Origin of the sequence: Ferrovibrio sp. MS7 (genome assembly GCF_038404985.1) — a bacterium.
GTDB lineage: Bacteria > Pseudomonadota > Alphaproteobacteria > Ferrovibrionales > Ferrovibrionaceae > Ferrovibrio > Ferrovibrio plantarum.
Genome location: NZ_JBBKBA010000002.1, coordinates 312,272 through 325,620, shown reverse-complemented (window position 1 = coordinate 325,620; position 13,349 = coordinate 312,272). Strand labels below are relative to the sequence as shown.

The window sequence follows — 13,349 nt, the reverse complement described above, 5'->3', positions numbered from 1 at the left end:
AAATCTACCGGGACTTGGTAAATCATTCACTTCATTCGGAATCAACGGGTATCTAGGGATGCAGCGCGAGGAATACCGCCGCATGGCGGCGCTGGAAGAGAGCATGTGGTGGTACCGGGCGCTGCATGCCGGCGTGTTGCAGCGCATCCAGCGGCTTGGACTGGTTGCCGGTTCCCGGCTGCTGGATGCCGGCTGTGGTACCGGTGGCTTTCTCCGCTATCTGAAGCTGTCAGGGCTGCCGGTTCTGCCCCAGGGGGTAGAGTATGACGCGGAAGCCGCCGCCGTCGCCCGGGACAAGACCGGCCTGCCGGTGGCGGTTGGCTCGGTGAACGGCCTGGCCTATGCCGAGGGCAGCTTCGATGTCATCGTTTCCAATGACGTGCTCAGCCATGCCGCCGTGGACGAGGCAGTGGCCCTGGCCGAGTTTCGCCGTTGCCTGGTGCCGGGCGGCCGGCTGCTGCTGAGCCTGCCGGCCTATGCCTGGATGGCCTCGGCCCATGACCGCCATGTGCATAATGCCCGCCGCTACACCGCCGGCTCTGCCCGGGCAGCGCTGGAGCGGGCCGGGTTCCGGGTTGAGGCCGTGGGCTATTGGAACAGCCTGCTGTTTCCTCTAATGCTGCTGCATCGGCTGACCGCCGGCCAGACGCAGCAGGAAAGCGACGTGAAACCGTTTCCGCCGCTGCTCGACCGGTTATTCTTTGCCGTCACCGCCCTGGAGCGCGCCCTGGCCCGGCTGGGTCTTGGCCTGCCCTTTGGCGGCTCCGTCTGGGTGCAAGCGAGAAAACCATGAACACCAGTCCTGCGCCGCTCTTTGCCCTGTCCATCGTGGTGCCGGTCTATAATGGTGCCAACAGCGTACCGACCCTGGTCGATGCGCTCGCCCGGCTCGAGGTCGAGGGTGGCCTGGAGATCGTGCTGGTAAATGATTGCAGCCCGGATAATTCGCTCGCCGTCTGCCGCGAACTCTGTGCCGCCAACAGCGTGGCGCTGAGCGTGGTCAACCTGTCGCGGAATTACGGCGAGCATAACGCGGTGATGGCCGGCCTGAAGCATGCCCGCGGCGCGCATATCATCACCATGGACGATGATCTTCAAAACCCGCCAGAAGAGGTGCTGCGGCTGTGGCGCCATACCCGGGATGGCGGCTTCGATGTCGTCTACACCTATTATGCCGAGAAGCAGCATGAATCCTGGCGCAATCTCGGCAGCCGCTTCACCAACTGGTGTGCCGACCATCTGCTCGACAAGCCCAAGGGTCTCTACCTTTCCAGCTTTCGCTGCATGAGCGCCTTCCTTGCCCGCACAGTGGTGGATCACGATGGGCCGTTCCCTTATATCGACGGCCTGATCATGCAGATCACGCAGAATATAGGCCGCCTGCAGGTAGCGCATCTGCCGCGCGCCGAGGGCCGCAGCAACTACACGCTCGCCCGCCTGTTCCGCCTGTTCCTGTCGATGTTCCTGAATTTCTCGGTGATTCCGCTGCGTGTCGGCACCATGGTCGGCGTGGCGATGGCGGGCCTTGGTGTACTCGGCTTCGTCGTGGTGCTGGTGGAGGCACTGATCTCCGCCGACCGGCCGCAAGGCTGGGCCTCGCTGATGGCTGCGGTGCTGCTCCTGGCCGGCGTGCAGCTCATCATGCTCGGTCTGGTCGGCGAGTATCTTGGCCGCATGTTCCTGGCGGTGAACAAGCGGCCGCAATTCGTGGTGCGCGACGTGCAGCGCAATGAGAAAGCTGAGGCGGGGGCCGCGCCATGATGCAGTTCTATATTGTGCTGGCGCTTGGCGTGCTGATCGGTGTCGCTGGACAGATGCTGCTGAAATCCGGCGCCGATGCGGGCCAGGAAGGGCTCTTGGCGCAATTCCTGGCGCCGCAATCGATCCTCGGCCTCGGGCTCTATTTCCTCGCCGCGCTTTGCTACATGTATGCCTTGCGCAAGCTGCCGGTCTCGGTCGCTTTCCCGATGGTGTCGCTGTCCTATGTGGTGGTGGCGCTGGCGGCCTACTGGCTCTATGGCGAGCCGCTCGGCCTGCCCAAGCTGGCCGGCATCGCGCTGATCTGCGCCGGCGTCATCCTCGTCACGCGCACCGCTTAACCGTTGCAATCAGCCGTCAGGCTGATTGCCTGACAGCCGCCACCACGGCGTCCGCCTGAATATCGCTGAGCTGCGGGAACATCGGCAGGCTGATGATGCTCTTGGCCGCGGCCTCGGTGCGCGCCAGGCCGCCGACGCCCAGCGGCACGCGACCCTGATAGGCCGGCTGCAAGTGGATCGGCACCGGATAATGGATCAGCGTGCCGACACCGGCCTTGGTCAATGCCTCGCGCATGGCATCGCGGCGTGCTGCGCCGACATCGATGACATATTGATGGTAGACCGGTTCGGCGCCGGCACGGGTCGCCGGCAGGCTGACGCCATCCAGGTTCTTCAGGCCGGCATCGTAGCGGGCGGCAATCGCCTGGCGCCGCGCCGTATCGGCCTTGAGGCGTGTCAGCTTCACCCGCAGGATCGCCGCCTGCAGTGGATCAAGACGGCTGTTCATGCCGGTGATGGCGCTGACATAGCGGTCACGCCAGCCATATTCGCGCAATTCCTTCAGCCGGGTAGCCACTGCGGCATCCTCGGTGGTGATGATACCGCCATCGCCGATGGCGCCGAGATTTTTGGTCGGGTAGAGCGAGTAGGCGGTGAGCTGACCCCAATGGCCGATACCGATGCCGCCGAGACGCGCGCCATGGGCCTGGCTGCCATCCTCGATGATGGCAAGGCCGTATTTGCCGGCGATGGCCGCGATGGCCGGCATGTCGGCAGCCTGGCCATAGAGATGCACCGGCACGATCGCCTTGGGCTTGGCGGCGCCTGCGGGCCAGGCGGCCAGGGTCTTTTCCAGTTGCGCCGTATCGATGCCGTAATAGGCATCCACATCCAGCAGCACCGGCGTGGCGCCGACCAGTTCGATGGCCGAGACAGTGGCGACAGCGGTATGCGACACGGTGAATACGGCATCGCCTGGACCAAGGCCGAGGGCGCGGAAGGCGAGGATCAGTGCATCGGTGCCGCTGGCCACCGCCACGCCCTGCTTGGCGCCGGCATAGGCGGCGAACTCGGCCTCGAAGGCACTCACTTCCTCACCGAGGATATAGCGCCCGCCTTCGAGCACGCGACGGATAGCGGCGTCGATCTCGGCCTGTTGCGCCAGGTAGGCGGCCTTGGGGTCGGTCTGCGGAATCATGATTCGGGCCTCTTGTAATGCGCCGCTATGGCAGCACGGGATTATGCCGAAATCATGGCCCCTCACCAGGGTCAGCCAGCCTGCGCCAGGGCTTGCCAGTCATGGCGCGGAGCGGCAAAGTGGCCGCCATGCTGACCGATACCGCCCGTCCTCGCCGCCGTCTTGCCATCCTGTTGCTTGGCTGCGGCCTGCTTTCCGGCTGCGGCGGCGTTACCGGGGCGCTGAGCGATCCATATTTTATAACGGTACAAGACCAGACACTGGATCCGGCTACGGCCCTGCCGTTGTTCTCGGTCTGCTACAATTCGACCCTGCACAAGGCGGAAGCGGTGCGGAATCTGGTGGTACAGCATTGTGCCAATCCGAAGCCGCTGGAGAACCGCAGTGACCTGGATCACTGCTCGCTGGCCGCACCGGTGCGTGTCACCTACACCTGCACCGCGATCAGCCGCACGGCAGCGGAAGCCCGGCCGGCGCAATCCACCGATACCAGCAGCTTCAGCACCGGCTTGGTTTTCTAGTATAGCCCGGTTTTAAGCGCCCGGTTTCAAGTGCTGAGGCGCTTGCCGCTTTCCTTGTCGAACAGATGCAGTTGCGTGCTGTCGACACTGAGCGTCGGCTGGCTGTTGTCGTGGAAGCCGGCATTGCTCGGCACGCGCGCCACCACATCCTCGCCGCCGATCTTGCAATGCAGCAGCGTATCGGCGCCGAGTTCTTCCGCCACATCCACCTTCAGGCTGAGGCGGCCAGCCGCGGGTGCGCCGGTGTCACCGGGGCGGACAAGCAGCATATGCTCCGGGCGCAGGCCCAGCGTGTAGGCGCCGGCAGCACCGGCATAGGCCGGCGGCAGCGACAGCCGGCTGCCATCCTGCAATTGCGCCACGCCACCCGCCACCTGGCAGCTCAGGAAATTCATCGGCGGGCTGCCGATGAAGCCGCCAACATAGGTGGTGGCCGGCGTGGTGTAGACCTCGGCCGGCGTGCCGATCTGCTCGGCGCGGCCCTGGTTCATCACGATCAAACGGTCGGCCAGTGTCATCGCCTCCACCTGGTCATGGGTGACATAGACCGAGGTGACGCCGAGTTGCTGGTGCAGGCGCTTGATTTCAAGCCGCATCTGTACGCGCAGCTTGGCATCCAGGTTGGAAAGCGGCTCGTCGAACAGGAACACGCTCGGCTCGCGCACGATGGCGCGGCCCATGGCGACGCGCTGGCGCTGGCCACCGGAAAGTTCGCGCGGACGGCGCTGCAGGTAGGGCTGCAATTGCAGGATTTCAGCGGCGCGGGCAACGCGCTTGGCGATCTCGTCCTTGCCCATGCCGCGGATGCGCAGGCCGTAGGACATGTTCTCATGCACGCTCATATGCGGATAGAGCGCGTAATTCTGGAACACCATGGCGATGTCGCGATCGGCCGGTTCGATTTCGTTGACCACGCGCTCGCCGATGCTGATCGTGCCGTCGGTGATGGCTTCCAGGCCGGCGATCATGCGCAGCAGGGTAGACTTGCCGCAGCCTGACGGACCGACGATGACAATGAATTCGCCGTCCTTGATCTCCATGTCGACGCCATGGATGACCCGGAGCGAGCCGTAGTTCTTCTTAACGCTGTTGAGCGTCACCTTTGCCATGGCGGCTTACTTCTCCGTTTCCACAAGTCCCTTGACGAACCAGCGCTGCATCAGTACCACCACCGCCACCGGCGGCAGCAGTGCCAGCACGACCATGCCCATGATCACCGGCCATTCCAGGAAGGCGTCAGGCGCACGCACCAGGCGGCCGATGGCCAGCACGATGGTCTGGTAATTGGCATCCGAGGCGATCAGCAGCGGCCACAGATACTGATTCCAACCGTAGATGAACTGGATCACGAACATCGCCGCGATGCTGGTGCGGGCCAGCGGCACCAGCACATCCCAGAAAAACCGCATCGGGCCGGCGCCATCGATGCGTGCCGCTTCCACCAGTTCGTCCGGCACGGTCATGAAGAACTGGCGGAACAGGAAGGTGGCGGTGGCAGAGGCGATCAGCGGCAGCACCAGGCCGGTATAGGTATCGAGCAGGCCAAGATCGGCGACGATCTTGTAGGTCGGGATGATGCGCACTTCGACCGGCAGCATCAGGGTGATGAAGATCATCCAGAAGAAGAAGTTCTTCAGCGGAAAACGGAAATAGACGATGGCGAAGGCGGAAAGCAGCGAGATGATGATCTTGCCTACCGCAATGCTCACCGCCATCAACAGGCTGTTGGCCATCAGCACCAGTGCCGGCGTGCCACCGGAAACGCCGACCAATTGTGGCCCTTCGAACAGCGCCTGCGCGGTGTTCTTGAAGAACTCGGCGCCGGGCAGCATCGGCATCGGCGATTGCGCCAGATCCGGGATGGTATGCGAGGCGGCGATGATCGCCAGATAGATCGGGAAGGCGACAATCAGTCCGGCCACGGTCAACGTGGCATGGCTGATGAAATCGGCAACAGGGCGGCGCTCGATCATCAGTAGTGCACCTTGCGCTCGATGTAGCGGAATTGCAGCACCGTGAGGCCAATCACGATCAGCATCAGCACCACGGACTGCGCAGAGGAGCCGCCGAGATCCTGCGCCTCGAAGCCGTCGTACCACACCTTGTAGACCAGGATTTCGGTCGCCTTGGCCGGGCCGCCACGGGTGGTGGCATGCACCACGCCGAAGGTTTCGAAGAAGGCATAGACCACGTTCACCACCACCAGGAAGAACAGGGTGGGCGAGAGCAGCGGGAACACGATGGTCCAGAAGCGCCGGGTCGGGCTGGCGCCATCGATGGCGGCCGCCTCGATCAGCGATTTCGGGATCGATTGCAGGCCGGCCAGGAAGAACAGGAAATTGTAGCTGATCTGCTTCCAGGTGGCGGCGATCACCACCACGAACATGGCCTGGCCGGAATTGATCAGGAAGTTCCAGTCATAACCCATCTGCTTCAGCAGGTAGGCGACAATGCCCTGGCCGGGCAGGAAGACGAAGCTCCACAGCGCACCGGCGGCGGCAGGCGCCACGGCATAGGGCCAGATCAGGATGGTCTTGTAGGCCATGGCGCCGCGGATGATGCGGTCGGCCATCACGGCGAACAGCAGCGAGACGCTCAAGCCGATGGAGGTCACCAGCAGGCTGAATATCGCCGTGACCTTGAAGGAATTCAGGTAGTATTCGTCTTCCAGCAGGTTGACGAAATTCTCCAACCCGACGAACTGGCTGGAGGTGCCGAAAGCATCCTCGCGCAGCACCGACTGCACCACGGCCTGGCCTGCCGGCCAGAAGAAGAACACGATGGTAATCGCGATCTGCGGTGCCAGCAGCAGGTAGGGCAGCAGCTTATGGTTGAAGACGACGCGCTTTTCCATGCTCGCGATTCTCTAGATTCGCCCCAAGAAAAGGCCCGCGCCTGACAAAGTCAAGACGCGGGCCGATCCTCTCAGGTGCGCTTAAGAGCGCTTGTTGTCGCGCTCGAACTGGCGCAGCAGGCGGTTGCCGCGCTCGACGGCGGTATCAAGGGCTTCCTTCGGCGACTTCTTGCCCGACCACACCGCTTCGAGTTCTTCGTCCATCACATCGCGGATCTGGACGAAGTTACCGAGGCGCAGGCCCTTCGAGTTGGCAGTCGGCGGCTTCAGCATCATCTGCTGCACCGAAGTGTCGGTGCCCGGGTTGGCGGCGTAGAAGCCCTGGGCCTTGGTGGCCTCATAGGACATCGGGGTGATCGGCAGATAGCCGGTCGCCTTGTGCCACGCAACCTGGCTTTCGGTAGCGGCCAGGTAATCGAAGAACTGGGCAACGCCCTTGTATTCTTCGGCCTTGTGCTTGGCCAACACCCACAGCGAGGCGCCGCCGATGATCGAGTTCTGCGGCGCGCCGGCCACGTCGCTGTAGTAGGGCAGCATCGAAATGCCCCACTTGAACTTGGCGCCGCGGGCAAAGGTGGCATAGCCAGCCGAGCTTTCCATGTGGATGGCGCACTCGCCCGAGACGAACTTGGCGTTCGGCTCGTTCTTGCGGCCGCCATAGGTCATCAGGCCTTCCTTCATCCAGTTGGAAAGCGTGGTGATGTGGCGCACATGCAGCGGGCTGTTGAACTGCAGCACGGTGTCGAAGCCGTCGAAGCCGTTGGATTTCGAGGCGAACGGCACGTTATGCAGGGCCGAGAAATTCTCGAGCTGAATCCAGGTCTGCCAGTTGGACTGGAACGGGCAGGTGGAGCCGGAAGCCTTGAGCTTGCGGATCACGCCGTCCATTTCCTGCCAGGTCTTCGGCGGCTGGTTCGGGTTCAGGCCGGCCTTCTCGAAGGCGTCCTTGTTGTAATACATCACCGGGGTGGAGGAATTGAACGGGAAGGACAGCATCTTGCCGTCCGAGGTGCTGTAATAGCCCGTCACCGCCGAGATATAGGAGCCCGGGTCGAACTTGTAGCCGTTCTGGGCCATCAGCTCATAGACCGGCTTGATGGCGGCGCGGGAGGCCATCATGGTGCCGGTGCCGACTTCGAACACCTGCACGACATGCGGGCCCTTGCCGGCGCGGAAGGCGGCCATGGCAGCGGTCAGGGTCTCAGGGTAGCTGCCCTTGTTGACCGCGACGATCTTGTACTTGTCCTGGCCCTTGTTGAAGCCGTCGGCAACTTCATTGACGCGGTCATTCAGCGCGCCGGTCATGGCATGCCACCACTGCAGCTCGATCCGGTTGTCCTTGGCCTGCGCCAGGGCAGCCGAGGAAGAGGCGATCAACGCGGTGCCGGCAAGCAGCGTCAGCGCCAGGCGCGCGCCAAAGCCAACAGAAGTCCCTGTGGTTTTCATTATTCCGTCTCCAATGCTAAATTTCCCACCCTGTCGGGGGAGCCCGACTTATAGTTTTCATGCCGCGACGGTTCCGCGTCAGCATGGTTACAGTTATATGACAGGGGCCGTCTGTGACCAAGGGTTATTCGCACACAATCGAATGGGCCGCCGACCAGGTGCTCGTAGACGGTCGCTCCTATCCCTTTACGCTGCGTCGCGATGCACGGGCCCGCCGTATGCTGCTGCGCGTCATGCCGCGTGATGGTGCGGTTGTGCTGGTGCTGCCGAAACGCGCCAGCCTGCAGGCCGGGCGGCAGTTTATGGCGGAACAGGCCGGCTGGATCCTGGCGCGCCAGGCGGAACGGCCGCAATCCCCTCCGTGGGCGGATGGCGGCTCTGTGCCATTTCTCGGTGAAACACTCACCATCCGGCACTGCCCGCAGGCACGGGCACGCGGCGCGGTATGGCGCGAGGGCGGGGAACTGCTGGTCGCCGGCCAGCCGGAACATCTGGCGCGGCGGCTGCGCGACTGGCTGAAGGTGCGGGCGCGGGAGGAATTCACCGTCCAGGCCCGCAGCCTGGCCGCAGGCGAGGGACTCGCCATCAGTCGCGTCACGGTGCGCGATACGTCGAGCCGCTGGGGCAGTTGCTCGGCCGGCGGCAATCTCTCCTTCTCCTGGCGCCTGATCATGGCGCCGCCGGCCATCGTGCGTTACATGGTGGCGCATGAAGTGGCGCATCTGCGTCATATGGATCATAGCGACGCGTTCTGGCGGCTGGTGGCGCGCTTAAGCGGCGGTGAGGCGGAAATGCGCACCGCCCGGCACTGGCTCAAACGCCATGGCGCCGCCCTGCATCTGGTGGGATAGGCAAAAGCGGATGGCCAAGCTGAACAAGGATTCGCTGGCGATGGTGGTGCTGCTCGGCTGCATCACCGCGTTGGGCCCGCTTTCCACCGATATGTACCTCGCCTCGCTGCCGAGTCTGGCGCGTCTCTACCAGACCGATGCCGCCACGGTGCAGCTCACGCTATCTGCCTTCCTTGCCGGCTTCGCGGTGACCCAGCTCATCCATGGTCCGCTCTCCGACCGCTTCGGCCGCAAGCCGGTGCTGCTGGTCGGGGTCGCCATCTTCATCCTGGCCAGCATCGCCTGTGCCCTGTCGCCGAGTATCGAGGCACTGATTGCCTGGCGTTTCGTGCAGGCTTGTGGCGCCTGTGCCGGCGTGGTGCTGGGCCGCGCCGTGGTGCGTGACCTGTTCGACCGCGAACGCGCCGCGCGCATGATGTCGATGATCGCCATGGCGCTCGGCCTCACGCCGGCGGTGGCGCCGGTGCTGGGCGGCTTCCTGCACAGCTATATCGGCTGGCAAGCCAACTTCATCGCCATGGCCTTGATCGGCCTCTCCTTGTGGCTGGCCATTGCGCTGCTGCTGGCAGAAAGCAATACACGGCTGGACCCCACCGCAACGCAGCCGCTGCCGATGCTGCGCAATTTCGGCGCCCTGCTGCGGCACCAGCGGTTTCGTGGCTATGCCGGCTGCATCGCCTTCTGCTACGGCGGCCTGTTCGCCTTCATCTCCGGCTCCAGCTTCGTGCTGATCGGGGTCTACGGCGTCTCGGAAACCGCCTATGGCTTCTACTTCGGCATGGTGGTGATCGGCTATATCACCGGTGCACTGATCGGTGCGCGGTTCACTGTGCGCCTCGGCGTTGACCGCATGCTGCAACTCGGCGTCGGGTTATGCGCCGGCGGCGGCCTGCTGATGCTGGCGGCGGTGCTGTATTTCCTGGTCCGGGGCAGCCAGGGCCATTGGCTCGCCGTGGTGCTGCCGATGCTGCTTTATACGGCGGGTGTCGGGCTTACCATGCCGCAGGCCCAGGCCGGCGGCCTGCAGCCATTTCCGCAAATGGCCGGCGCAGCGGCGTCGCTGATGGGCTTCACGCAGATGACGGTAGCGGCCTGTGTTGGCATTTTCGTCGGCCACGCGCTGGATGGCACGGCCTTGCCGCTGGCGGCGACTATCGCTGCCATGGGCGTGCTGAACGCGGCGTCCTACTGGCTGATTGTGCGGCGCAGCTAATTAGTCACTGCCTAGCGCCGGGCCGAGCCATTCGCTCAGCGCCCGCAGCATTTCCTCACCTACCGGGCCTGACAGGTCCGGCACCGTGCGGCTCTTGAAATTATGGCTGAGCTGCGGGAACAGGCGCAGGCTGTGCGGCGCCGGCCCGCGCGCGGCGAAGGCATTGTCCAGTGCCGGGGCATCGCGCTCGGCCGAGACCTGGGTGTCGCCCTGGCCCTGCAGCACCAGGACGGGGCCGGGGAAGCTGCGCGCCAGGCTGGCCGGTTCCAGTTTCAGGAAAGCCTGCAGGAAGGGGCCGGCATAGGCCGGGTAGAGCGGCGCCAAGCCACGCGGCATTTCGGCGGGCACCTGGCCGGTATTGATGATGGTTTCCATGATGCGGCGGTTGGCCGCCAGCAGCGCCCGGCTCTGGTTGGCCGGGGCCTGCTGTTCGATCAGCAGCCGCTCGAGTTGTTCCGGGATCACCGCATCCATGCGCCGGCCCGGCGTGGCAGCAAGCACCAGCACGGCCGGCGCTGGTTTCAACTGCGCCGCCGCCGACAGCGCAATCATGCCGCCTTCGGAATGGCCCAGGATGCCTGTGCGGCTGCCGTCGATGCCGGGATGCTCGGCCAGGAAGCGGAAGGCAGCCATGGCGTCGCCGACAAAATTCTCCCAGCGGAAGAATTCGGGATAGGCCGAGGCATCGGCGGGCAGGCTGGCATTATTGGCATGCATGCCACGCTTGTCGTAGCGCAGCGTGGCAACACCCTGCGCCGCGAGATACTCGGCGATTTGGCGCAGCAGGTCGGTGCGGATATGCGGCGGCTGGTTGCCATCGCGGTCGGTGGGGCCGCTGCCCTGGATCAGCAGCAGGGCAGGCCAGCCCTTGGCCGGCTGCTGTTTGCCGGCAGGCATCACCAGGGTAAGGGCCAACGGCGTGTTGCCGGCGCCTTGCGCAATACCTTGCAGCACGGTGGCGGTCTCCGATGCGCGGGCGAGGCCGGCGCTCAGCAGCAGGGTGAGAATAAAAGTGAGGCGGACAAACGGACGCATGGCGGGCATGTTATTGCCTAATCGGCTGCGGGCCAACCTGCCAGATCATGCGCGGTTCGGCGGGTTCCGGGGCTGCGGGCTGGGGCATGCTGTTGTCCGACAGCGGCGTCTGGCGTGGCGGTGGCGGCGCATTGCCTTGTGCGGGTGAAGGCGCAGGCGTGGCGGGACGGCCATTGAACTGCTGCAGGATGCGGTCCCACAGCGAGGTGATGCCGGCCAGCGGGGTTTCGCTGCGCGGCGGCTGGCGGACCAGCGGCTTGGCCTCACTGCCCTTCACCGCTTCCTGCATGAAGGCGCGCCAGATCTGCGCCGGCATGCCGCCGCCGGTAACCTTGTTCATCGGTGCGTTATTGTCGTTGCCAACCCATACGCCGGTGATCAGGTCCGGCGTATAGCCGATGAACCATGCGTCGCGGTAATCCGACGTGGTGCCGGTCTTGCCCGCTACCGGGCGGCCGATACGGGCGGCGCGACCGGTGCCGTTATCCACCACGCCTTGCAGCAATTCGTTCAATTCGCTCAACGGCTCGGGGTCGATCATATGCGCCATCACGCTCTGTCCATCGCGGCGGAATAGCACGTTGCCCCTGGTGTCGCGGATTTCCAGCACGGCATAGGCCATCACGGTGTAGCCGCCATTGGCAAAGGTGGTGTAGGCGTTGGTGAGTTCGAGCAGGCCGGTCTCGAAGGCGCCCAGCGCCAGGGAGGGATGCGGCTTGAGGTCGCTGACGATACCAAGCCGCCGCGCCGTCTCGATCACGCGCTGGCGCCCGACGCGTTCGGAGAGTTGCACCGCCACGGTATTGGTGGATTGCGCAGCGGCTTCGCGGAACGTGGTCGGGCCCTGGAACTTGCCGTTGTAGTTGCGTGGCGCCCAGTTCTCCACGCTGATCGGGCCGTCGATGAAACTGTCCTCGGGGTGGATGCCGTTTTCCAGCGCGGTGAGAAACAGGATCGGCTTGAAGGCGCTGCCCGGCTGGCGGCGCATCTGGGTGGCGCGGTTGAAGCTCGATTCAAGATAGTCGCGGCCGCCCACCATGGCGCGCACAGCGCCATCGGGCGATAGCGCCACCAGCGCCGCCTGGTCGACATCCAGCTTCTCGCCATCGCGGCTCAAGGCCGCTTCCGCCGCCCGTTCGGCGGCTTGCTGCAGGCGTGCATCCAGCGTTGTCCACACGATCAGGTCGGGCTGGTCGCGGCCGACAAGCTGGTAGATTTCCTCCACCGCCCAATCGGCGAAGTAGCGTGCATTCGGCATCGGCAGGCGCGAACGGGCAAGCTGTGCTGGCTTGGCTGCCGCCGCTTTGGCTGCGGCTTCGTCGATAAAGCCGGCAGCCACCATGTTGTCGATCACCTGCGCCGCGCGGCTCTGCGCCGATTTGATGTTGCCGGTAGGCGCCAGGCGGGACGGTGCCTTCAGCAACCCGACCAGCATGGCGCTCTCGGTCAGATTCAGCTTGCTTGCCGGCTTGTCGAAATAACGCTGCGCCGCAGCCTCGACGCCATGGGCGCCGGCGCCGAAATAGACGCGGTTGAGATACATCTCCAGGATCTGGTCCTTGGTGAAATTGCGCTCCAGCCAGAAGGCGAGCAGCAATTCCTGCACCTTGCGCTTCATGGTGCGACTGGTATCGAGGAACACATTCTTGGCGAGCTGCTGCGTCAGCGTGGAGCCACCCTGCACCACGCGGCCGGCGCGGATATTGGCGAAGGTGGCACGGCCCAGGCCGATCGGATCGATGCCGAAATGGCTGTAGAAGCGCCGGTCCTCGGTGGCGATCAGCGCCTCCGGCAGATGCTTGGGCAATTCCTTGAGATTGCGGTGTTCGCCATAGAGGTCGCCGAAAGTGGCGAGCATGCTGCCATCCGCTGCGCGCAGCGAGATCGAGGACCGCCGCTCGATGACATAAAGCTCGTTGAAGCTCGGCAAGGTATAGGCGTAGTAGGCCACCACGCCACCGACCATGACCACACTCCAGATGCCGAGCAAGGCAATGCCGACCAGTATCCGGCGCAGCCAACCGCCCCTGAGGAGCTTGCGCGCCTTGGGCGTGGACTTCTTGCGGCTGGACTTACCGGAGGAGGATGTGGACATGGGGCAGGCTTACAGGACCAGGGTTACGGAATGGTAGCCCCCGTATGCTGAAACAAGGGGCGGCTTGGGGCCTGATTGGCGGCAGAATATGTCGGCT

13 protein-coding genes are annotated in these 13,349 nt (G+C 64.4%); 6 read left to right on the top strand and 7 right to left on the bottom strand.

The annotated features are described in order from the left end of the window. Positions 1 to 58: 58 nt before the first annotated feature. The 3 genes from V6B08_RS14735 to V6B08_RS14725 are packed head-to-tail and all read left to right on the top strand — an operon-like array spanning position 59 to position 2,099. Positions 59 to 793 (top strand): class I SAM-dependent methyltransferase, encoded by a 735-nt coding sequence (locus tag V6B08_RS14735; protein ID WP_341982198.1) that lies wholly within the window; start codon positions 59 to 61, stop codon positions 791 to 793. Then, complete coding sequence (locus tag V6B08_RS14730) at positions 790 to 1,761, top strand: glycosyltransferase family 2 protein (RefSeq protein WP_341982196.1); 972 nt, start codon at positions 790 to 792, stop codon at positions 1,759 to 1,761. The genes V6B08_RS14735 and V6B08_RS14730 overlap by 4 nt, the downstream gene beginning before the upstream one ends. After that, positions 1,758 to 2,099, top strand: a complete 342-nt coding sequence (locus V6B08_RS14725) for an EamA family transporter (RefSeq protein ID WP_341982194.1) — start codon at positions 1,758 to 1,760, stop codon at positions 2,097 to 2,099. Before V6B08_RS14730 ends, V6B08_RS14725 begins: the two co-directional genes overlap by 4 nt. 16 nt (positions 2,100 to 2,115) lie before the next feature. Here V6B08_RS14725 and V6B08_RS14720 read toward each other — a convergent pair whose 3' ends face one another. Continuing rightward, positions 2,116 to 3,237 (bottom strand): DegT/DnrJ/EryC1/StrS family aminotransferase, encoded by a 1,122-nt coding sequence (locus V6B08_RS14720; protein WP_341982192.1) that lies wholly within the window; start codon positions 3,235 to 3,237, stop codon positions 2,116 to 2,118. A gap of 101 nt (positions 3,238 to 3,338) precedes the next feature. Here V6B08_RS14720 and V6B08_RS14715 point away from each other — a divergent pair, with 101 nt between their 5' ends. Beyond that, positions 3,339 to 3,758: a hypothetical protein gene (locus V6B08_RS14715; protein ID WP_341982190.1), complete on the top strand. Its 420-nt coding sequence runs from the start codon at positions 3,339 to 3,341 to the stop codon at positions 3,756 to 3,758. A gap of 26 nt (positions 3,759 to 3,784) precedes the next feature. Here the strand turns inward: V6B08_RS14715 and V6B08_RS14710 are convergent, their stop codons facing one another. From V6B08_RS14710 to ugpB, 4 genes are all read right to left on the bottom strand, one after another. Beyond that, on the bottom strand, positions 3,785 to 4,867 hold the full coding sequence (locus V6B08_RS14710) for a sn-glycerol-3-phosphate import ATP-binding protein UgpC (protein ID WP_341982189.1): 1,083 nt from the start codon (positions 4,865 to 4,867) through the stop codon (positions 3,785 to 3,787). A 6-nt stretch (positions 4,868 to 4,873) separates the two neighbouring features. Beyond that, positions 4,874 to 5,731 carry a sn-glycerol-3-phosphate ABC transporter permease UgpE gene (gene ugpE, locus V6B08_RS14705; protein ID WP_341982188.1) on the bottom strand — a complete coding sequence of 286 codons (858 nt, stop codon included), beginning with the start codon at positions 5,729 to 5,731 and terminating at the stop codon, positions 4,874 to 4,876. Beyond that, positions 5,731 to 6,612 (bottom strand): sn-glycerol-3-phosphate ABC transporter permease UgpA, encoded by an 882-nt coding sequence (ugpA, locus tag V6B08_RS14700; RefSeq protein WP_341982186.1) that lies wholly within the window; start codon positions 6,610 to 6,612, stop codon positions 5,731 to 5,733. Before ugpA ends, ugpE begins: the two co-directional genes overlap by 1 nt. A gap of 81 nt (positions 6,613 to 6,693) precedes the next feature. Continuing rightward, positions 6,694 to 8,058 (bottom strand): sn-glycerol-3-phosphate ABC transporter substrate-binding protein UgpB, encoded by a 1,365-nt coding sequence (ugpB, locus tag V6B08_RS14695; protein WP_341982184.1) that lies wholly within the window; start codon positions 8,056 to 8,058, stop codon positions 6,694 to 6,696. 113 nt (positions 8,059 to 8,171) lie between these two features. On the opposite strand from ugpB, the gene V6B08_RS14690 reads away from it, so the two are divergent. Together V6B08_RS14690 and V6B08_RS14685 are read left to right on the top strand one after the other, a co-directional pair. Beyond that, the gene (locus V6B08_RS14690) at positions 8,172 to 8,909 is read left to right on the top strand and encodes a M48 family metallopeptidase (protein ID WP_341982182.1); all 738 of its coding nucleotides are present in this window, start codon (positions 8,172 to 8,174) and stop codon (positions 8,907 to 8,909) included. A gap of 10 nt (positions 8,910 to 8,919) precedes the next feature. Next, positions 8,920 to 10,122: a multidrug effflux MFS transporter gene (locus V6B08_RS14685; RefSeq protein WP_341982180.1), complete on the top strand. Its 1,203-nt coding sequence runs from the start codon at positions 8,920 to 8,922 to the stop codon at positions 10,120 to 10,122. Here the strand turns inward: V6B08_RS14685 and V6B08_RS14680 are convergent, their stop codons facing one another. Next, on the bottom strand, positions 10,123 to 11,157 hold the full coding sequence (locus V6B08_RS14680; RefSeq protein ID WP_341982178.1) for an alpha/beta hydrolase family protein: 1,035 nt from the start codon (positions 11,155 to 11,157) through the stop codon (positions 10,123 to 10,125). Between the two features lie 10 nt (positions 11,158 to 11,167). Continuing rightward, positions 11,168 to 13,252, bottom strand: coding sequence for a transglycosylase domain-containing protein (locus V6B08_RS14675; protein WP_341982176.1), 2,085 nt, complete (start codon positions 13,250 to 13,252; stop codon positions 11,168 to 11,170). Positions 13,253 to 13,349 lie beyond the last annotated feature (97 nt).